This is a genomic window from Glutamicibacter sp. TV12E (assembly GCF_052441935.1).
Taxonomy (GTDB): domain Bacteria; phylum Actinomycetota; class Actinomycetes; order Actinomycetales; family Micrococcaceae; genus Glutamicibacter.
On record NZ_JBQVVF010000001.1, the window covers coordinates 1,966,177 to 1,986,910 of the forward strand.

Annotated in this window: 18 protein-coding genes and 1 riboswitch; of the genes, 7 read left to right on the plus strand and 11 right to left on the minus strand. The window is 59.6% G+C overall.

Translation table 11 applies throughout. The features are described from left to right. Positions 1-41 precede the first annotated feature (41 nt). Complete coding sequence (locus ACT7DV_RS09195) at positions 42-1,211, minus strand: MFS transporter (protein WP_444662001.1); 1,170 nt, start codon at positions 1,209-1,211, stop codon at positions 42-44. A 354-nt stretch (positions 1,212-1,565) separates the two neighbouring features. On the opposite strand from ACT7DV_RS09195, the gene ACT7DV_RS09200 reads away from it, so the two are divergent. Beyond that, positions 1,566-1,817, plus strand: coding sequence for a hypothetical protein (locus ACT7DV_RS09200; RefSeq protein WP_444662003.1), 252 nt, complete (start codon positions 1,566-1,568; stop codon positions 1,815-1,817). Between the two features lie 81 nt (positions 1,818-1,898). On the opposite strand, the gene ACT7DV_RS09205 is transcribed toward ACT7DV_RS09200, so the two are convergent. Genes ACT7DV_RS09205 through ACT7DV_RS09215 form a run of 3 tightly spaced genes read right to left on the minus strand, consistent with a single transcriptional unit; the run spans position 1,899 to position 4,761 of the window. Then, entirely contained in the window at positions 1,899-2,531 is a 633-nt protein-coding gene (locus ACT7DV_RS09205; RefSeq protein ID WP_444662005.1) for a LutC/YkgG family protein, read from the minus strand. Then, positions 2,528-4,000, minus strand: coding sequence for a LutB/LldF family L-lactate oxidation iron-sulfur protein (locus tag ACT7DV_RS09210; protein ID WP_444662007.1), 1,473 nt, complete (start codon positions 3,998-4,000; stop codon positions 2,528-2,530). Before ACT7DV_RS09210 ends, ACT7DV_RS09205 begins: the two co-directional genes overlap by 4 nt. Then, the gene (locus ACT7DV_RS09215) at positions 3,997-4,761 is read right to left on the minus strand and encodes a (Fe-S)-binding protein (RefSeq protein WP_444662008.1); all 765 of its coding nucleotides are present in this window, start codon (positions 4,759-4,761) and stop codon (positions 3,997-3,999) included. The genes ACT7DV_RS09210 and ACT7DV_RS09215 overlap by 4 nt, the downstream gene beginning before the upstream one ends. Before the next feature lie 148 nt (positions 4,762-4,909). Between ACT7DV_RS09215 and ACT7DV_RS09220 the strand changes: the two genes are divergently transcribed. The 4 genes from ACT7DV_RS09220 (at position 4,910) to ACT7DV_RS09235 (ending at position 9,313) form a co-directional block, all read left to right on the plus strand. Further along, entirely contained in the window at positions 4,910-6,586 is a 1,677-nt protein-coding gene (locus ACT7DV_RS09220; protein WP_444662009.1) for an L-lactate permease, read from the plus strand. 26 nt (positions 6,587-6,612) lie between these two features. Continuing rightward, the gene (locus tag ACT7DV_RS09225; protein WP_444662011.1) at positions 6,613-7,320 is read left to right on the plus strand and encodes a FadR/GntR family transcriptional regulator; all 708 of its coding nucleotides are present in this window, start codon (positions 6,613-6,615) and stop codon (positions 7,318-7,320) included. A 177-nt stretch (positions 7,321-7,497) separates the two neighbouring features. Continuing rightward, positions 7,498-8,268, plus strand: coding sequence for an SDR family oxidoreductase (locus tag ACT7DV_RS09230; protein WP_444662013.1), 771 nt, complete (start codon positions 7,498-7,500; stop codon positions 8,266-8,268). Then, on the plus strand, positions 8,258-9,313 hold the full coding sequence (locus ACT7DV_RS09235; protein ID WP_444662015.1) for an L-idonate 5-dehydrogenase: 1,056 nt from the start codon (positions 8,258-8,260) through the stop codon (positions 9,311-9,313). Before ACT7DV_RS09230 ends, ACT7DV_RS09235 begins: the two co-directional genes overlap by 11 nt. Before the next feature lie 79 nt (positions 9,314-9,392). On the opposite strand, the gene ACT7DV_RS09240 is transcribed toward ACT7DV_RS09235, so the two are convergent. Beyond that, positions 9,393-9,944: an OsmC family protein gene (locus tag ACT7DV_RS09240; RefSeq protein WP_444662017.1), complete on the minus strand. Its 552-nt coding sequence runs from the start codon at positions 9,942-9,944 to the stop codon at positions 9,393-9,395. A gap of 30 nt (positions 9,945-9,974) precedes the next feature. Next, a riboswitch (SAM riboswitch) is annotated at positions 9,975-10,094 on the minus strand. Positions 10,095-10,229: 135 nt separating this feature from the next. Here ACT7DV_RS09240 and ACT7DV_RS09245 point away from each other — a divergent pair. Continuing rightward, positions 10,230-13,448, plus strand: coding sequence for a DEAD/DEAH box helicase (locus ACT7DV_RS09245; RefSeq protein WP_444662019.1), 3,219 nt, complete (start codon positions 10,230-10,232; stop codon positions 13,446-13,448). Positions 13,449-13,456: 8 nt separating this feature from the next. Here the strand turns inward: ACT7DV_RS09245 and ACT7DV_RS09250 are convergent, their stop codons facing one another. The 3 genes from ACT7DV_RS09250 to ACT7DV_RS09260 all read right to left on the minus strand — a co-directional run bounded on the left by ACT7DV_RS09250 (position 13,457) and on the right by ACT7DV_RS09260 (position 16,303). After that, positions 13,457-13,900: a MarR family winged helix-turn-helix transcriptional regulator gene (locus ACT7DV_RS09250; protein ID WP_444662020.1), complete on the minus strand. Its 444-nt coding sequence runs from the start codon at positions 13,898-13,900 to the stop codon at positions 13,457-13,459. Positions 13,901-13,994: 94 nt separating this feature from the next. Then, positions 13,995-14,987 carry a 2-hydroxyacid dehydrogenase gene (locus ACT7DV_RS09255; protein WP_444662021.1) on the minus strand — a complete coding sequence of 331 codons (993 nt, stop codon included), beginning with the start codon at positions 14,985-14,987 and terminating at the stop codon, positions 13,995-13,997. Continuing rightward, a complete protein-coding gene (locus ACT7DV_RS09260; protein WP_444662023.1) occupies positions 14,981-16,303 on the minus strand; it encodes an enolase C-terminal domain-like protein in 1,323 nt (440 codons plus the stop codon). Before ACT7DV_RS09260 ends, ACT7DV_RS09255 begins: the two co-directional genes overlap by 7 nt. 101 nt (positions 16,304-16,404) lie before the next feature. Here ACT7DV_RS09260 and ACT7DV_RS09265 point away from each other — a divergent pair, with 101 nt between their 5' ends. After that, positions 16,405-17,355, plus strand: a complete 951-nt coding sequence (locus ACT7DV_RS09265) for a LysR family transcriptional regulator (RefSeq protein WP_444662025.1) — start codon at positions 16,405-16,407, stop codon at positions 17,353-17,355. A 34-nt stretch (positions 17,356-17,389) separates the two neighbouring features. Here the strand turns inward: ACT7DV_RS09265 and ACT7DV_RS09270 are convergent, their stop codons facing one another. The 3 genes from ACT7DV_RS09270 to ACT7DV_RS09280 all read right to left on the minus strand — a co-directional run bounded on the left by ACT7DV_RS09270 (position 17,390) and on the right by ACT7DV_RS09280 (position 20,734). Continuing rightward, entirely contained in the window at positions 17,390-18,319 is a 930-nt protein-coding gene (locus ACT7DV_RS09270; RefSeq protein ID WP_444662027.1) for an AEC family transporter, read from the minus strand. 17 nt (positions 18,320-18,336) lie between these two features. Further along, positions 18,337-19,266, minus strand: a complete 930-nt coding sequence (locus tag ACT7DV_RS09275) for an AEC family transporter (protein ID WP_444664820.1) — start codon at positions 19,264-19,266, stop codon at positions 18,337-18,339. A gap of 139 nt (positions 19,267-19,405) precedes the next feature. Then, entirely contained in the window at positions 19,406-20,734 is a 1,329-nt protein-coding gene (locus ACT7DV_RS09280) for an enolase C-terminal domain-like protein (protein ID WP_444662029.1), read from the minus strand.

Sequence of the window (20,734 nt, forward strand, 5' to 3'; positions counted from 1 at the left end):
GCACATTCAGAGGCCGTTTGTGCTGCCAAGTCGCGGACAGTTTAGTTGTCTGGGGTCTTCTTGCGCCATAGCGCATGGGTAGTGGTCGCAAGAACAGTTAATACGAGGCTGAAGACTAGGCCGTAACCGAAAATCTGCGCGTAGTGTCCCTGTTCTGCGGTGGCGGCACTGATATAAGTGGCCACCGAGGCGCCGGCAAAAAGCGAAAATACAAAGAACGATACCGTGGTCGCTCGTGCATCCGGTGCGATGTCGGTGGCCCAGCCCTGCATCGAAGAGTGCATGATGGCATTCGTGGCCCCCAGGAGCAGGGCAGTGGCGGTATAGGAACCAGCTGAAGGCCAGAGCGCCGACGGCAGGAAAGCTCCACAGAGCAGCAATCCGCCGCCACCGATCAGACAGGTCCGCGAGAATCGCGCCACCAGCCGTCGCATTAGCCGGGCGCCCAAAATTACTCCCGCTGCAAAACCGCACCCCAAGACGCCCGCTACTTCAATGGATGCACCCGAGCGCTGCAAGGCGGGTACAACGTAAGTCAGCAGACCCATCAGCAGCGCGCCTTCAATGAAGACGATGGCGTACAAGGCCAAATTCATTGGACGCAATGCCGCTGCAAGGCCAAAACTGCTGCGCGAGTGCTCTGGCTCTCGCAAACGACGCAAGGAATACAACGCTGCGAGACTCCCTAGCGCTGGAAGCGCGAAGACCAGGCGCCAATCCAGATAGGTAGCGAGCGCTCCTGCCGAGAGCGTGGCCAAGGTGGTGCCCAAGGACGAATAGATCTGAAGATCCGATAGCCCGCGTGCCCGTTCAACACCGTGGCGAGTGTCGCCGAGCAAGGTCAGGAGCGTCGGATAGAGCGCGCCGAACATCAGTCCGGTGAAGCATCGTGCAATGAGCAGCGGTGCATAATCGCTGAACATGACGCTTGCCAGGGCGCCGGCGCCGGCGCCAATGAGCGCTAAACGCAGGACGAGAAGTCGTCCGAAGCGATCGCTGGCTAGTCCCCACAGCGGTTGCCCGATGGCGTAGAACAACGAGTAGGCAGCGACAAGCTGAACGGCTTGGGAGAAATCCAAAGACGTGCCCAGCGAGAGCGCCAGCAGCATCGGTGGAGTGCCGTAGCGGTCAAAAAACGAAAGGAATCCGATGAAGCGCAGGGCGGAATCGGGAACGGAATGCGCCGGTACTTGTGGGTGCTGCTCAGCCATGGATGCCCTTCGGAAAATGCTTCAGCCTACCCACTCATGTAAGCAGACTCATCCCGAACGTGCAGTTATCGATGACGGCAGTACCCGGCGCATAAAGCAGGACTTGTGGGAGGTAGAGCGGGCTGGGCCCTGAGGCAAACGCGGGCGACGATCCGATGGTTTCGCTACACCTCCGTGGTTCCGCTGGTCCTCCGATGCTGCACACCCCGGAATTAACCGAAACTGCCTTTGCCGCCGTCGCTGCTGGACAGGTGGTTCCGCACGCTGGCAGAGGCCGATGGGAAATTGCCGGAGCTTGATACCGTTGAATCACCGGCCTGCCACGGGGCCTCTGCGGCCCTGGAAAATGGGTTCTTGATAACCACGAATGGAGATGCCACCTCGCTCACTTGCAAGATCACCCGGGATCTCGATGCTATTTACGTGTGGGAAGGACCAGACCAGTGGCAGGAAGCCCACCCGCCCTTGCGGATCGACGGCAACACCGCCTGCGCCAGCGAGCCAGCCAAGAAGTCGGTGTACGCCCTCGACCTGGATTCCGGAAAGAAGACCGCTTCCGTGGCCCTGGGTACCGAGCCCAACGAAATGGTCGTGACCACCAAGTAGCGCCAGACAGATGAAAACTTGTGGCCGGTTCCCCGACCCTTTCCAGGTGGGGGAACCGGCCACAATGCCTAGCGCGAGTTGCTACAGGCCGCGCACCATGAGCACGTCCAAGGTCCGCGGCCCGTGGACCCCTTCAACACGTTCCAGCTCGATATCGCTGGTTGCCGAAGGACCGGAGATCCAGGTCAGCGGCCGGGTGATGGACAACCGCGGCATGGCTTCGGGCAGCAGTTGCACGATCGTGGAGATCGGCACGATGCATACGTGGTGGTCCGGAACCAGAGAAATGGCGCGGCGCCCCTGATCGGGCTGGCCATCGAGGATGATCGTTCCCGATTCGGCGACGGAAACCGCCGAAGAGGTCACCACGGCACTGATGGCATCCAGTTCGGCTACGCTCAGCCGGGCGCCGGGAGCATCAACGCGCTGTTCCACGCTCTGGCCCAGTGCTGAGAGCCAGTTGGCATCCAGCCCCTGCGGGTAGACCACGCTGGAGGCATCCTTGAGCTTGGCGGCAACGAATTGCGGAATCTGCTCGGCCTCGATCACCTCGACACCGGCCTTGTAGTCCACCAAGCGGTCCACCAGCAGTTCGATGAGCTGCGCCTCGTCCATCTTCGAGCTGGTGCGGTATTCGCGGGGCACCTCTTCGGTGGCCGGCGTGTCGGCCAGGGCCGAACGGATCCGCGAGAGGATTTCGTCTTTCGCGCTCACTTGGACTCCTTTTCGTCGCTCCACCAGTCGCGGAAGGACTTGTTGGGCGGGGCTGGAATGTCGCGGCTCTGGGTCCACCCGGCAGCGATGCCCGGCAGCTTCTTGATCTTCTTGTCCTTGCCCGCAGCCAGCCGGCCCAGCGGCAGCGCCTTTTCGAGCAGGCCAAGGTTCTTGCCCTTGCCCAAGGCCCAGGAGCCGCCCTTCATCAGCAGGTCCATCTGGGTTGGCAGCTTGTGCTTCTCGCGCTTGGCATCCACATCGTCGCCGCGCAGGTGCACGAGGATTTCCGGGATGTTGATCTTCACCGGGCAGGCTTCGTAGCAGGCCCCGCACAGCGAGGAAGCGTAGGGAAGGGAGCCGTTTTCCTCGACCTCGATGCCGGTCAGCAGCGGGGAGAGGATGGCGCCGATCGGGCCCGGGTAGGTCGAGCCGTAGGCGTGTCCGCCGGTGCGCTCGTAAACCGGGCAGACGTTCATGCACGCCGAGCACCGGATGCAGTTCAGCGCGCTGCGGCCGAAACGGTCGGCCAGCGCGCGGGTGCGTCCGTTATCCAGCAGCACGATGTGAACGTTCTGCGGTCCATCGTCCTCGGTGATTCCGGTCCACAACGAGGTGTACGGGTTCATGCGCTCTCCGGTGGAGGAGCGAGGCAGCAACTGCATGAAGACCTCGACGTCCTGCCAATGCGGCAGGACCTTTTCGATGCCCATGACGGTGATCAGGGTTTCGGGCAGGGTCAGGCACATGCGGCCGTTGCCTTCGGATTCCACGACGCCCAGGGTGCCGGTATCGGCCAGCGCGAAGTTGGCGCCGGAGATCGCCACCTTGGCGGCCAGGAACTTCTTTCGCAGGTGGGAACGGGCCGCTTCGGCCAGCTTGGCCGGCTCATCGGTCAGGTTCGGATCTACCACCGGCATTTGGCTGAGGAAAATGTCGCGCACTTCGGTGCGGTTCTTATGGATGGCGGGAACCAGGATGTGGCTAGGCTTATCGTGCCCGAGCTGGACGATCAGTTCGGCGAGGTCGGTTTCGAAGGCGTCGATGCCTTCGGTTTCCAGATGCTCGTTGAGCCCGATTTCCTGGGTGGCCATGGACTTGACCTTGACCACCTCCTGGGAGCCGGTGGCGTTGACCAGATCGGTGACGATCCTGTTGGCTTCATCGGCGTCTCGGGCCCAGTGGACCACGCCGCCACGCGCGGTGAAGTTCTTTTCGAACTCCAGCAGGCGTTCTTCGAGGGTGGCCATGGAATTGTTCTTAATGGCGCTGCCGGCATCGCGCAGTGCCTCCCAGTCGGGAAGCTCGCCCACGACCTTCAAGCGCTTGTCGCGGATGGTGTGGGTGGCATGGCGCAGGTTCTTGCGCATCTGGGTGTTGCCCAGTTCGCGGCGCGCCGCCTGGGGGAAGGGCTCGGTTTCGAACAGGTTGCCCTGTCCTCCGGCGGGCATGCCGAGGAATACCTGGGTCATAGTGACACCGTCTCTTCCATGGTGCTGGCCAAGATGTCGGCCAGGTGCAAGGTCTTGGGCTTGGCGCCGGTGCGGGACAGGCCCCCGCCGATGTGCATCAGGCAGGAGGCATCGCCGCCGGAGCAGGCCGAGGCGCCGGTGGAGCAGATGTTCTTCACCTTGTCATCGAGCATGGCCGAGGAAACATCCGCGTTCTTGATGGAGAAGGTGCCGCCGAAACCGCAACACTGGTCTGCTTCGGGCAGCTCGTTGACGGTGATGCCGCCGACGGTCTTGAGCAGATCCAGCTGCCGGTCGCCGAGTCCTAATGAGCGCATGCCGTGGCAGGAGGGGTGGTAGGTGATGGTTTCGGGGAAGTAGCTGCCCAGCTGCTCGGCGGCGTTGGTGATGCCCAGGACATCCACCAGCAGCTGGGTCAGCTCATAGGTGCGGGCGCCAACAGCCTTGGCGCGGTCCTTCAATTCCGGTTTGTCCAGGCGCTGCGCCAGGTATGGGTGCTGGTGCTTGATGGACGCGACGCAGGAGCCGGAAGGGGCGACCGCGACGTCGTAGTCGTCGGTGTCGAAGGCATTGATGTGGTTTTCGACGACGGGCAGCGCTTCTGGCATATAGCCGGAATTCATGTGCATTTGCCCGCAGCAGGCTTGCGCCTTGGGGAAAATGACCTCGTGGCCCAAGCGTTCCAGGATTCTCACTGTCGACTTGGCCGTTTCCGGATACATGGCATCGACTATGCACGTGGCAAAGAGGGCGATTCGCATGATAAAAGACTCTTTCAAGTGTGGTCTGACCATACTATGCGAAAAATTTTGCAATAGTCAAGACTTGTTGTGATGCCACTCACCCTTGTACCCTTGGTGGTCGGACCACATATGGTCAGACCAATACTCGAGCAAGGACGCCCACACCGTGTTTACTCCCTCTACTGAACCGATAGCAGGAAGTGTTGCGATCTCTGCGCTGATCGCGCTCATTCCTCTTGTCACCTTTTTTGTGCTGCTGGCAGTGATCAAGACCAAGGCCCACTGGGCCGGGTTGGGATCGCTGGCAGTAGCCATCATTGTCGCCATTCTCGGCTGGAAGATGCCGGTGGCCATGGCTCTGAACGCCGGGGCCATGGGCATGGTCTTTGGTGCCTTCCCGATCGTCTGGATCGTGGTGATGGCCATCTTCCTCTACCAGGTCACCGTCAAGTCCGGACGCTTTGAAGACCTGCGCCGCGTCTTCGACGTGATCGGCGGCGGAGACGTGCGCATCCAGGCCGTCTTGATTGCGTTCTGCTTCGGCGGGCTGCTCGAGGCGCTGGCTGGATTCGGCGCCCCGGTAGCCATTACCGCGACCATGCTGCTGGCTCTGGGCCTCTCGCCGCTGCGCGCGGCCTGCGCCGTGCTGATTGCCAATACCGCACCGGTAGCGTTTGGCGCCGTGGCCATCCCGATCACCACCGCCGGCGCGCTGACCGGCATCCCTGCCAAGGAAATCGGCGCCGTGGTCGGCCACCAGTCCCCGCTGCTGGCCTTGTTCGTTCCCACCATCCTGGTGCTGATCCTCGATGGCTGGCGCGGTGTGCGCCAGGTGCTGCCGGCTACGCTGACCATCGGCATTTCCTTCGGTATTGCCCAGTGGCTGTGCTCCACCTACTTCTCCTACGAACTCACCGACATCGTCGCTTCGCTGGTTGGCCTGGCCGCCGCCGTGATACTGCTGCGCTTCTGGACTCCCAAGGGCGCTGCCGAGGCCCGCAAACGCGTGCTGACCGCCGAAGCCGCCGCCGTGCCGGTCGAGACCGGTACCAAGCTGGACAAGGCCAACACCTGGATGGCGCTGTTCCCTTACCTGCTGGTGATCCTGATCTTCGGCCTGGCCAAGCTGTGGAAGCTGGGCATTGATATCCCGGCATGGCTGGCGAGCACCGACACTAAGTTCGGGTGGCCCGGCCTGCACGGGCAGGTGGTGGATGCCAGCGGCAAGGCCGTTTCCTCGACCATGTACACCTTCTCCTGGCTGTCCTCGCCGGGCACCTTGCTGTTGATCACCGGCGTGATCGTGGCCTTCGTCTACTCGCGCAACACCGCCGGCGGCAAGTACGCGATGACCTTCAGCGAGGGCCTGTCCGAGGTCGGCAAGACCATCTACAGCATGCGCTTCGCCGCGCTGACCATCCTCTCGGTGCTCGGCCTGGCCTATGTGATGAACCTGTCTGGCCAGACCATCACCGTGGGAACCTGGCTGGCTGGCACCGGAGGGTTCTTCGCTTTCCTCTCGCCAATCCTCGGCTGGATCGGCACCGCGGTGACCGGTTCGGATACCTCGGCCAACGCGCTGTTCGCCAAGCTGCAGCAGACCGCCGGGGTGAATGCCGGAATCGATCCCAATTTGCTGGTGGCCGCGAATACCTCTGGCGGCGTGGTCGGCAAGCTGATCTCCCCGCAGAACCTGGCCATCGCCGCAACCAGCGTGAAGATGGAAGGCCAGGAGTCGGTGATCCTGAAGAAGGTCGCCGGATGGTCGGTGGGCATGCTGCTGGTGCTGTGCGCCCTGGTCTACCTGCAGTCCACCCCGGTGCTCTCCTGGATGCTTCCGTAGTGCTCTGACCGGCTAAAATAGATCCGATGCCAATTAACCCAGCTCCGCGTGCGTACCAGATCGTGCTTCAGGCCATTGAGGAAGATCTGCGTACCGAGAAGTTGTCCGTGGGGGACCAGCTTCCTGGTGAACGTGCGCTCGCGGAGCAGCATGGGATTTCCCGCGCTTCGGTGCGCGATGCCATCCGCATCCTTGATGTGATGGGCATTATCAAGACTTCCACGGGCTCCGGCCCCAACTCCGGGGCCGTGATCATCTCCAACCCATCGGCCGGGATCTCCCAGGCCCTGCGCCTTCATCTGGCCGCCAAGGGCATCAACGTCCGCGAGATCGTCGAATCGCGCATCCTGCTGGAAACTTGGGCAGCGCAGATGACCCCGCGCAACCCCATCCACGCCCAGCAGGTCATTGACCGGACCGCGGTGCTGATCATGCGCATGGATGATGCGCAGCTCTCCCGCGAATCCTTCCACCGCATCGATGCCGAATTCCACGTTTTGCTTGCCTCCATGGCGGGCAACGCGGTGGTCGAATCCATGATGGAATCCCTGCGCAACTCGATCAGCGAATATGTTGCCGCGTCCATTCCGGACGATGAATCCTGGCAACCGGTGGTCAAGGTGCTGCGCCGCCAGCACAAGGCTATTCACCATGCTTTTGCCACCGGGCAGCGCGAGCGCGCCGCCCAGTTGCTCGAAGAGCACATCACCTGGTTCTACTCGCAGACCCGGTAGATATAGAAGCAGAAGTAGAAGTAACAACATAATAAGTCGGACTTTATTGCCCATTGCACCCCATATATCTGATATGTTTTGGAGAAGCGACGGGGCTGAAATTCGGATACCACAGCTGGTTTTCACCGGTGATGAGTTCCCGTCGATGTACCATCGACTTTTCATGCGAGGGAATTCATGAGCCAACTTTTTGACCTGTCCGGACGACTGGCCCTGGTCACCGGGTCCTCCCGCGGCATCGGCCGCGAACTTGCCCGCGCCCTGGCCGATGCCGGCGCCACGATCATCCTGCATGGCCGCGATGAGCAGCGTCTGGCCGAAACCGCCGCTGAATTCGCCACCCGCTACGGCGCCGAAAAAATCCACAGCGTCTGCTTTGACGTTACTGATGACGCCTCTGTGCGCGAGAACATCGCAGCCATCGAAAAGAATATCGGCGCCATCCGAATCCTAGTGAACAACGCCGGCATCCAGCACCGAGTTCCCATGCTGGAGCTAGAAGTTGCCGACTGGCAGCGCGTGATCGATACCAACCTGACCAGCGCCTTCCTGGTGGGGCGCGAAGTCGCCCGCGGCATGGTGCAACGTGGCGAAGGCAAGATCATCAACATCTGCTCGGTGCAAACAGACCTGGCCCGCCCCACCATCTCCGCCTACACCGCAGCCAAGGGCGGCCTGCGCAACCTCACCCGCGCCATGACCGCCGAGTGGGCTGGCGCAGGTCTGCAGATCAACGGCATCGCCCCGGGCTACATCCACACCGAGATGACCCAGAACCTGGTGGACGACGAGAAGTTCAACTCGTGGATCCTCGGACGCACGCCGGCCGCCCGCTGGGGCACCGTCGAGGACCTGGCCGGCCCGGCCGTCTGGCTGGCATCCGACGGGTCCAACTATGTGAACGGGCAAACCATTTTCATCGACGGAGGCATGAGCGTTGTCGTCTAGCAGCCTTTCCACCAAGACCCTGGCCGTGGTCGCCCACGCCGCCGGGGACCTGCGCATCGAGCAGATCGATGTGCCAGCTCCGAAGACCGACCAAGCGCGCATCGCCATCGCCTACGGCGGCATCTGCGGATCGGACCTGCACTACTGGAGCCATGGCGCCGCCGGGGAATCCATCCTCAAGGCGCCCATGGTGCTCGGACACGAGATTGTGGGAACCGTCATCGAAGCCGCCGCCGATGGCAGCGGACCAGCCGCCGGAACCAAGATCGCCGTGCACCCGGCAACCCCCGGGGACACCGGGGAACCATACCCGGCAGATCGCCCGAACCTTTCCCCGGGCTGCACCTACCTCGGCTCGGCCGCCCGCTACCCGCATACCGAGGGCGCTTTTGCCCGTGAAGTGAACCTGCCAACGCGCATGCTGCGCGAACTGCCTGGGGGACTCTCGCTGCGCGACGCCGCACTGGCCGAACCGGCAGCGGTGGCGTGGCATGCAGTCTCGCGTGCCGGAGATGTCTCAGGCAAAAAGGCCCTTGTCATTGGCGCCGGCCCCATCGGCGCGCTCGCGGTGGCAGTGCTCAAGCGTGGCGGTGCCAGCGAGATCATCGCAGTGGATATGCACGAGAAGCCACTGGCCATCGCCCGGGAACTGGGCGCCACCTCCACCCTGCGCGCCGATGACCAAGAGGCCATCGCCAAAGTCAACGCGGATGTGGTGATCGAGGCCAGCGGCAACTACCGCGGCTTGGCATCAGCGGTCCGCGGTGCGGTGCGCGGCGGGCGCGTCGTCATGGTCGGATTGCTGCCCTCTGGCGAACAGCCTGCGCTGATTTCACTGGCTATCACTCGGGAACTGGAACTAGTCGGATCCTTCCGCTTCAACGGCGAAATCGATCAGGTGCTCGAAGCCCTGGCCGACGGCTCCCTGCAGATCGGGGCAGCCGTCACCCATGAGTTCCCGGTAGCCGATGGACTTGAAGCCTTTGAAACCGCCAAGGACTCCTCGACCTCGGGCAAGGTGCTGCTCAACTTCCTGGAACAGTAGTTTTCCCTAGGTGCAAAGTGCACTGTGGCGGCCATTAATATCAATGGCCGCCACAGTGCATTGCTGTATCCAGCTTGGGCTAGCTGGCTTCGATCAGCTGCACCGAGGTGGTTACCGGCACCGGGTTGGCGAAGAGGTCAAGCACCGGGCAGTGTGCATCTACTGCCTGGCGCAATTCCTCGTAGCGTTCGGCGGATTCCGGGCCAGCAATCTGCACCTTCAGATCCACCGAAGAGAATCCGGGGCGGATGGAAGGATCGATGCCGAAGAGCCCGCGGACGTCGAGCTGCCCGTCGGCGGTGATCTGGACATCGTCAACCTGGATTCCCAGGTTCTCAGCGTAGAGCCGATAGACCACTACCTGGCAGGAGACCAAGGCCGCCAACGCGTATTCCACTGGGCTGGCCGCGATGTCGCTGCCACCGAGCGCTGCCGGTTCGTCCACGGTGAAGGTGTGCTTGCCGGCGCGGATATTGCTGGCAACCGAATCAAAGCCTTCGCCCTGGACCGTAAAGGTCAACGCGGCGCTATGCGGTACGGCGGAAATCCGTTCGCCCCAACCTGCACCTGCTTCTTGAAGGCGCTGTGAACGGTCCTCGGCTACTGAGAGTTTTGCTGTTGCGTGAGACATGGGGGAGTCATCCCCTTTCTGGCGCAGGGGCGCCATCGTTTACGATCTTGGATTTCAAGATGCGTCGAATCGTCACCTGGGGCACCCCGCACAATGGCTCAAGGGTTGCCGTCCACTCAGCCAGGGCCTTGATGAGCGGAACTCGTGATTCAGTAGTTCCTTTTTATCCGCTAACAGCGGGCTCGGTAAAGTATCCACTTAACGTTTCGTCATGGCTGTCTTGTCCCTATACATCGATAGGATGGAGGGTAGCAATCCGCTCTAACGCACTACTTTTGGATGGCGATGATGGAATTCCAGCTGAACTTTGGCTCTCTGGACTTATTGGTGTCTGACGATGAACTTCGTGCTGGACGGATGTATCACAAAGCGGGTCTCGTTCAAGACGTTGACCGATACCAAAGGGTTGGCAGTTCAGGCGTCACCGGCCTGGTCGCAGGTCTCGAAGTGGTGGCGAATTTCCACATTGCGGGGGATCGCATTGAATTTGAAGGATTTTGCTCAGGGCATCCTTCCGAAAATAGCTGCGCAGAGGTGGCGGCTTTACTCCTAGAGGTCCTCAGTGACGAGGATGATCCACTGATCGTTTCTGACGTCGAATCGGACCCATACGCGTGGCGTCGCAATGCAGTACCTCAGTGGGAGCGAAACCTTAACCGACTGTTGCCGGTGCCCCAGGACGAAATAGACATTATTGAAGAACCTTTGGGGCTGATCCTGAAGATTCTCAGAACGCCTCGGTATGGTGGCGACGACCTGCTGACTCTTCAAGCGCGCCCAGCTAAGCGGGGAAGCAAGAGTCCTTGGGTGCAGTCCGGTGTGAGCTGGAAATCAGTAGCCTTTGACGAACATTTCCCTAGGGAACAGCGCCGAGCCGTAATTGAACTGAACCGTATGCGAGAGCACGCAGAAAAGCAGAAGTATGGCCATTTCTGGGAAGCCAAGGACTGGATTTCCTTGATGGAAGTGCCCGGCAAGGACTTGATAGCCGCATTTGGAGAGCTTCGGGACGCTGGCGTAGCGATCATCAACGGTGCTACTTCGGGCAAAGCTGAAGTGAACTTCAGCGAGGTACAGGCTCAGGCCTACCTGGATATGCGTCGCGGCGAGAACGGGTTGACGGTAGAAGGCATCCTCAGAGGACCTGAAGAGGAGCACACTCACTTATTGCCTATCGGCAACCCGCCAACTCTTTTGGCGTATTCGTCGAAACCGCTGGAGAAATCCAAGGACTGGGGACTAGCCGAATTTGCCGAGCCCGTTTCGGGCGAGCTGGCGACCTTTATCGCTTCTGGTGTGCAGTTCATTCCGTCAACCGACATCCAACGATTCGAAGATTCTCACCTGGATCGCATGAGGGCATTGGCACCTCTGAAAAGCGCTAACGTTTCTTACGACATTCCCGAGCCTCCTCGCCCGGTGTTGCGGCTGCGAGTTTCCAGCACTGCCGAAACGGTGAACCTGCACTATTCGTGGAAGTACGCGCCTAAAGCGACCAAGCAGCGCAGCGTCGAAAAAGAGATCCTGGCTTCAATCAAGGACAAATTGGGTGACGACTCGGCGTTGGGTCAGGTGAACTCCCAGGGGATTTACGAGGATCGTGAATTGACCATCGATGAGTCCATCGACTTCATGGTCTACACCCTGCCGTTACTTGAAGAGCACCCAGATATTCTCATCGAAGCGCAGAATCAGCTGCCTAGATATCGGATCCTTGATACGCCGGCAACAGTCTCTATCGAGGCAGGTGAAAACTCCGGCGACTGGTTTGATCTAACGGTCGAAGTCACCATCGATGACATCAAGGTGCCCTTCGCGTTGTTGCTGGCAGCACTCACTCTGCGATTGGATTACCTGGTCCTTGAAGACATGACGGTCATTCCCATTGCGAGTGAAGACTTCGCGCAACTGCGCCAGCTGATCGCAGAAGCTGGCGAACTAGGCAAAGTCGAAGGCAATACGATTCGAGTCCACAAGCTAAGCATTGACTGGTGGCACGAGCTGCTGGATCTGGGCATCATCGAAGCCCAGCATAGCCAGTGGTTGCAGAACATGAATGAGCTCGGCCGCGGTGAAGAACTTCAAAAGGTGGAGCTTCCCGAAAGCTTCAAAGCGAACCTTCGCCCATACCAGGAACAGGGGCTTTCATGGTTGAATTTCCTGCGCACCCACTCGTTGGGCGGGGTACTCGCTGATGACATGGGGCTGGGCAAGACCGTCCAATTGCTGGCTTGTCTCGAACAGGCCCGCCTTGAGAATCCAGATCAAAAGTTCCTCGTCCTGGCTCCGACGTCGGTCGTAGGCAACTGGATCAATGAAGCCCATCGATTCACCCCGAAGCTCAAAACGCGGGGCATTACCTCGACAGCCAAGAAAGCCGGCCAAACCGTAGCTGATCAGTTGGGCGATGCCCAGCTGATCGTGACCAGCTATACGATCTTCCGGCTGTCCTATGAGGAATTCGAAGCCGCCGGCTTCTCCGTCATGATCATGGATGAGGCACAACAGCTAAAGAATCATACTTCCAAGGGGTACAAGCAAGCTCGGCAGCTGCCGGTTCCATGCAAATTCGTGGTCACCGGCACCCCGATGGAAAATAACCTGATGGAACTGTGGGCTCTGGTTTCGATGGCTGCTCCCGGGTTGCTGGGCGGTCAAAACGCCTTCAAAGACAATTACCAAAAGCAGATCGCAGATGGGGACAAGGAACGGCTGGATCGGCTCAAGAGCCGTCTGCGTCCCTTCGTACTTCGACGTACAAAAGAACAAGTTGTGCCAGAACTCCCTGCCAAGACCGAACAGATCCTGGAAGTGGAACTGGAACCAAGCCACCGCAAAGCCTATGACCGCCGTTTCCAGCGCGTGCGCCAGGAAGTCCTTGGTCTGGTGGACGACATTGATTCGAACAGATTCAAGATCTTGCAGTCTTTGACCCTGCTGCGTCAGCTGGCTTTGGACCCGTCGCTGGTTGGCGAAGGGGACGGCGCTAGCGCGAAACTAGAGTTGCTGCGTGAAATGATGGGCGATGCTGTGGCTGAGGGACACAAGATCCTGGTCTTCAGCCAGTTCACCAGCTTCTTGACAAAGGCGAAGGAAATCGCCGTAGAACTAGGCATTGACCACGGCTATCTGGATGGTTCGACCAGTGGCACCAAGCGCAAGGAACTGATCGAGGGATTCACCGATGGGGACTTCCCGGTCTTCTTCATCTCGTTGAAGTCTGGCGGGTTTGGCATCAACCTCACCGCTGCTGACTACTGCATCTTGTTGGACCCATGGTGGAATCCGGCGGCTGAAGCCCAGGCCATTGACCGCACACACCGCATTGGCCAAGAGAAGCCAGTCTACGTTTATCGCCTGGTCGCCAAGGACACCATCGAGTCCAAGGTCTTGGCGCTGCAAGCGAAGAAGACCCAGCTGTTCAACGATGTCCTCGGGGACGACGCCCAGGCAGGCCAGCCAGCAGCGCTCAGCGCCGATGATTTCCTGGCGCTGATGGAGTAGCTTCCCGGCTAAGCGAGTTCGTCGAAGCTGATGTTCAGGCGGTGCAGGAGTTCGCCGAAGTTCTGCAGTTCGCCTGGTTCCCATTCGGTGAGTTGGCGGCGAAGCTCCTGGCGCAGGGTGTTGCCGCTGGCCTTCCACTTCTCGTGTGCCAGAGGGGTGGCGGAGACCAGCTGCGCCCGTCCGTCGGAAGGGTCTTGGGTGCGGGTGACGAGCCCCAGGGATTCCAAATGCTGAACCAGCCGAGAGATCGTGGCCTTGTCCAAGCGAAGCTTTTCTGCCAGTAGGCCTTGCTGCTGGGCATCGTCGCGGATGACGAGCGCCAGTACCCGGTAACCAGGTGCTTGAAGGTCGGGGTGCACAGCCTTGGCGCGGCGTAGGAGCATATCCCGGGCGTGCAAAAGTATGGCGGTGAATTCTTCTTCAACCATGTGCAGCAGCTTTTCATCTTGCATGGGAACCATTCTATGGAGTGGGCTGTCCCATGACAGAATTTCATCCGGCACGAATCGGCATTTGTGAATTCCCGGCCCGAGCGATTCCTTTGGCTCAGCTATCGGTGGTAGGCGCTGCGGATAGGGATCCGGGCAAAGCTGTGAAGGCGAGGATGTTTTCACAGATCTCGTCCACCCTCGATTCAAAAGTGTTCCGGGCATGTCCAGAATAATGCGGGGTAGCGATCACCCGTGGATGGGCAGCGAGCTGCCGTGTCAGCTCGGGTGCTTTGGTGCCGTTGGGCGCGTCCCACCAGACATCCAAGGCGGCTCCGCCGATGATTCGCTGCTCCAAGGCGGCGATCAGAGCCTGGGCATCAATGATCGGTCCACGCGATACGTTCACCAGGAGCGCATCATTGCGCATTAGTTCTAGTTGCTCCGCGCCAATGAGGCAGCGCGTCTCATCTGTCAGGGGAAGGCAGAGAACTACAACGTCACTGGTTTCCAGAAGCTCAGGCAGATGCTCCATGGACTTGACCCACGCCAGGTTCTGATCGGTTTCCGAAGACCTTGACGGATTGCGGCGGACGGCAACAGCTTTCGCACCCAACGCCGAGACGGCAGCTAATGTCTGTGCGCCAATTCCGCCCAGCCCGATGAAACCGACTGTCAGGTCCTTGAACGTGCGGAACATTGGCGCTGACTGGTCGGTGGCCACCGTCTTCCAGGTGCCTTTGCGCAATTCGGCGGTAACTTCAAACAGACGACGTTCGTGGGCAAGGATGGCCATCAGCACATACTCGGCGATGGAGCGTTCGTGATGCGAGGTGGTGGCAATGCTGGTGGTTGCCGGGAGCTGCTGCAAAGCAACACGATCTGTTCCCGAGCCGGTGACATGCACCAACCGTGCCTGGCATCGTTGCGCATCTTCGGGCGAGAGCTTGGAGCAGATGAGCACGTCGGCTTCGGCAATGCGGGATGATTGCTCTATTGCCGGCAGATCGGCCACAAAATGCCATTCGAAGCCAGCCGCCACTTCGCGAAAGCGGGATTCGAAGCGGCTCACGATTGGATCGGTGACCACGATCTTGAGTGCGTCTACCATCGCGGGCTCTTCAGCTCGTAGCTGGGGTCGATGGATTGCATGTAACCGGTGTCGTTGCGCTGACGCAGGCCGCAGTCCAGATATTGCTGGTGCATGCGCTCTAATGCCTGGACATCCAACTCGATGCCAAGCCCTGGCGCGGTGGGGACTTTGACTCGGCCTTCGTGAATGCTCAGTACGCCGGGGACAATCACGTCGTCCTCTTCGCGCTTCCAAGGCCAGTGGGTGTCGCACGCGTAGTCGATATTCTCGGTGGCAGCGGCCAAATGGATCATCGCGGCGAAACTGATTCCCAGATGGGAATTAGAGTGCATGGAGAGCCGCAGCCCGAAGGTTTCTGCCATCCCGGAGAGCAGCTTCGATCGGCTAAGCCCACCCCAGAAATGATGGTCAGACAGCACGATGTCCACGGCTTTGGCATCTATGGCCGGCGGCAGGTCGTCGAAGGCAACCACACACATATTGGTGGCAAGCGGCAACGCGATTTCGGCACGCACCGCAGCATTATCTGCAATGCTCAAACAAGGGTCCTCAAGATATTCAAGAGAGGATTCCAAGCGATGTCCGACCTCGATAGCTGTCGGCACGCTCCACACTCCATTGGGATCCAGTCGCAGCGGAATGTCCGGGAATTCTTTATGTAATGACTCGATGGCATCAGCTTCCTGATCCGGCGGGAAGACCCCGCCTTTGAGCTTCAGGGCTCGGAAGCCGTAGTCGTTGACCATGGTGCGGGCTTGGGAGACTATGCCTGACGGGTCCTCGGCGGCGCCCCAGCGGTCAGGTTCCTGGCCTGGATGATTGGCCCACTTGTAGAAGAGGTATCCGCTGAAATCCACGTGATCTCGCACGGCTCCTCCCAGCAGAGTGCTCACGGGCAGACCGAGGATCTTTCCTTGGATATCGAGGCAGGCAACGTTGAATGCGGAGAGCACCCTGTCATCAAGCGATGTCGTGGTGACCATGCCGCCGGTGCCGTGCCCGCCCTGGCCATCGTCCTGGGCTAGCGACTGGGATACCAACCGGGCGATGAGGTTCAGATTAAATGGATCAGCGCCGATAAGTTCCTCGGCAGCCCGGCGCAGTCGCGCCACATGCGTTTCATCCCCGTAGGTTTCGCCTAGCCCGTAATGTCCATTTTCGGTGTGAACGACAATGATGGCCCGAAGCGCGAAAGGTTCATGAACGCCCACCGAATTCAGCAATGGCGGATCGGCAAAAGCTACCGGCGTGATAGCGATTTCTTGAATGCGGCAGGACGCCGTGCGGCGGTGCTGCTCTTCGGTGGAGACATGGTGCTTCGTTGCATCCAGCATGGAGGGCTCCCTTGGTTCTCTAGGTCTAGAATCACCTTAGAAGCCCCTATCGATACCTGTCCAAGCTAACTTATGCAATCAACGATTCAAGGAGAGCATTGATGTTTTCGCTCATTCAACTGGAGTCGTTCGTAGCCGTCGCAGAAGAACTCCACTTCGGTGCTGCTGCTGAACGATTGAACATGACTCAACCGCCGTTGAGCCGGCAAATCCAGTTGCTGGAACGCGAACTCTCAGCCAAGCTTTTCACCCGGACCTCCCGCAATGTGCAACTCACGACCGCCGGAGAAGTCTTGCTGCCCAATGCGCGCAGGCTCTTGGAGCTGAGCCGGCGCACCAGCGTTGAAGTCTCACGCGTCTCGACCGGGGATTCCGGAACAGTGGTTGTCGGGTACACATCGGTGGCGGGCCAGTCGGTGCTACCGGCATTGCTCTCGACCGCGGCACGCCACCTGCCAGAGGTGACGCTGGTGTTGCGCGAGGCCGTCTCTATTGACCAACTCGATGCCTTGAGCAGCGGAAATATCGATGTTGGCTTATTGCGTCCCGTGGTGAGCCGGGCAGGGGTTCAATCGTGCTTGGTGAAGAAGGACCGCCTGGTGGCAGCTCTTCCTTCAGGACATCACCTGGTTACGGGCAAAGGCGTACTCATCAAGGAGCTGGTGGGCCTGCCTCTGATGATGTATTCAACGAATGAAGCCCGATACTTCTACGATCTGGTGATCAGGCTCTTTGACTCCGTTGGAACCAAACCGACGATCACACAGATTGCCAGCCAGATACCAGCGCTTCTGGCCTTGGTGGCCGCCGGACTGGGCGTGTCCCTGGTACCGGCCAGCGCGATGGACTTTGCTCCGCCGGGAGTGGTGTTCGAGGAACTCACAGGCCCCGACGGACTCCAGGATTTGAACCATTCCGACATTTTTATTGCCTGGGAAGAAGGATCGGTGAATCCTGCGGCGCAGCGTCTGCGGGAGATCTTCATTGACTCGTTGGAGAACGTCGAAGGAACACCCATTCCCGAGAAGTCAGCTCCGCCTGAGAACTCCTGAATCGGACTCTGCACGCATCGCGGTCTTCGAGCGGCTAGTGATGCAGCAACCCCGCGAAGGCCAACATCACCGGGATGCCAAGAATCGTGGTCACCAGAACGGTGTCCTTGGCGATGGTGATGCCGGCGTTGTAGCGGTCGGCATTGACAAAAATATTCTGTGCGGTGGGAAGCGCGGCCATGATGATCGCAATGTATTGCCCCGTAGAGTCAAGCCGGAAAACCCAGGCCGCCAGAGCCCATGCCAACAACGGGTGAATCACCAGCTTCAGTGCTGCCGCAGCCCATACCTCGGTCCGGCGCTGCGTTGCCTTCTGCAATGGCTTAGAACCAACCAGAGAAATGCCGAAGCCGAGAAGCATTGCCGGAATCGATGCGCCGGCCAGCAACTCGATGGGAGTCAATATCAGCTGCGGCGGCATCCAATGGAAAATTGAACACGCCAAACCGGCGGCCGAAGCGATAATCATCGGATTGGACAGAGTCCGAATCAATACGCTGCGCTTGCCCGCTTCCCGAGTGCTTGTCGCTTTTTCCATCATCGACAGCGAGACCGGAGTCATGATGGCCATCTGGAATAGCGCGACCGGGGCCGCAAGGGAAATATCACCTAGCGCATAAAGCGCAATGGGAAGCCCCAAGTTGCCGGCATTCACAGTGGAAGCCGCCATCGCGCCAATGGTTCGTTCGGCCGCGGAGCGTTTGAAGAACCAGCGGGAGAGCAACTGGAAAAGCACGAACACGAAAAGGGCTGAGATGCCGGCGATGAACAGCTGGGAGCCTAATGCTTCCTGGGGATTGGCGCCAGCGATGGTCGTGAACAACAGGGCCGGGGAGGCAATGAAGAACGTAAGCCGGTTGAGGATCATTCGCCCTTCAGGGCCGAAGATGTTCTTCTTTGCAGCCCAGTAGCCAATGCCAATGATGGCCCAGATACCGAAAAATCCCTCAAAGACACCAAACATGAGACGGGCTTGAACTCCTAGCTCAACAGGAACGTTGCTAGTAATGCTACCGGGATGGACAAGAAGGTACTGGCCAGAATCACTTCACGAGGCACTGTTGGCTTCAGAGAAAACTGCTGGCTGAACAAGAGAACATTCTGCGCCGTAGGCAGCGCGGCCATCACCACGACTCCCATGAGTTCCACTGATTCGAGGCCGAAAACAAATCTTCCCAAAACCCATGCAACACACGGCATGATCAGAACTTTGAAGGCGACACCCAGGTACACCTCTGGCCGTCCCTCCTTTTCGGCCAACGGTTTTTGGCCGTATAAGGACATGCCGAAAGCCATCAATAGCAGTGGGATGGATGCGTTGCCCAACATCTCCAGAGGCGCGTGCAGCACTACAGGGAGCTTGAGGTGGAAGAAGGAAAAGCAGGCGCCTATGGCCGTTGCCACCGTGACCGGGTTGGCAATGGATTTGAGGATGGTTGGGCCTAGCGGAAGATCTTGGGTCTCCGGGTTGAGCTTTCGCGAGATCAGCGCGAACATGCACAGGTACGCCGGTGCGATCACCAGCAACTGGGCGATTAAAACGGAGACGGCGGGAGTGGTGCTTCCCACTGCATACAGCGCCAGGGGGATGCCGATGTTCCCGGCATTGACGTAGCTTGTCGCCATGGCGGCCGCTGGCAGGTGGCGGGCAGGCGTCTTGAGGAAGCCCTTGGAAACCACAGCAAATAGCGCTCCAGCGAACGCGGCGGTCAGCAGTGCGATAGGCGTGAAAACGCCAAGGACCAATCCCAGATCCGCGTCGGACAACAAGATGAACATCAAGGCCGGGTTGGTGATGTAGAAGATCAGCGGAGTCAGGCCGGTGGAGATTGCCTGGCGTTTGCCCGGGAGAAATTTTGCCGTCGCCAGACCTACCCCGATAAGAATCAGGACTATCGCGAAACCTTGCATCACGCCTTGCATTTATTCTCCCGCTTGCACTTGCGGTGTGCCCCAAGGATTCCTTGCAGGCAGCACAGCAGGGACGGCCGGAACAACAATGAATGCTGTCCCAGCCGTCCCATGGCTTTCACTTATTCAGTATCAACGCTTAGCGAACCAACGCCGGGCTCTTGGAATCGAAAGTCCAGCCTGGGATGAGGTACTGCATTGATACCGCGTCGTCCCGCGAACCGAGGCCGTGCTCCAAGTACAGCTCGTGTGCCGCATTTACCCGCTCGCGGTTCAGCTCAACACCCAGACCTGGGCGCTGAGGCACCTCGATCTGCCCATCTCGGATTTGCAGCGGTTCCTCGGTGAGCCCCTGGCCGTCCTGCCAAATCCAGTGGGTATCCAAGGCGGTGATTTCGCCCGGTGCCGCGGCGCCAACCTGGGTGAACATGGCCAGCGAAATATCGAAGTGGTTATTTGAATGCGAACCCCACGTCAGCCCGAATTCATTGCATAGCTGGGCTACTCGCACCGAACCGGACATGGTCCAGAAATGCGGATCAGCCAATGGAATATCTACCGCATTGGTGCGAACTGCGTGAGACATTTCGCGCCAATCGGTGGCGATCATGTTCGTTGCAGTCTGCAGGCCGGTGGCGCGACGGAATTCGCTCATCACTTCACGTCCTGAGAAGCGGCCTTCTGGACCGCAAGGGTCCTCGGCGTAAGCCACCACTCCACGCATGCGCTTGCCCAAGCGAATAGCGTCTTCCAACAGCCAACCGCCATTAGGGTCCAGGGTGATGCGTGCATCGGGGAAGCGTTCCTTGAGTGCGATCACCGCATCTACTTCAGCATCGCCCTGCTGTACACCGCCCTTGAGCTTGAAGTCCTTGAACCCGTAACGCTTCTGCGCCGCTTCAGCCAATCGCACTACGGCTTCTGGAGTCATGGCTTCTTCACGACGGATCTTTTCCCAATCGTCTGCGCCATGTGGCTCACGAAGGTAGGGGAGATCGGTAGCATCCGGGTTGCCCACGTAGAAGAGGTATCCAAGCATCGGCACCGCATCGCGCTGTTGGCCATCTCCCAACAGCTCCGCAACCGGCACACCCAAGTGCTGGCCGTGCAGATCCAGCAGCGCCGACTCCACCGCCGTGACGGCGTGAACGGTGGTGCGCAAATCGAATGTTTGCGCTCCTCGTCCGCCCTTGTCGCGGTCCGCGAAACGGCTGGAGATCTGTCGAAGCAATGAACGGTATTTTGCTACCGGTGCACCATTGATAAGCGTTCCGGCTTCTTCAATAGTTGAGCGGATTGCTTCACCGCCAGGCACTTCGCCCAAACCGGTGTGTCCCTCGGAGTCGGTGATGATCACGATATTTCTTGTGAAGAAAGGACCGTGGGCTCCCGAGAGATTCAACAGCATGGAATCGTGTCCGGCGACGGGGATGACTTCTACGGACGCAATAGTTGGTTGTGCGCTCAT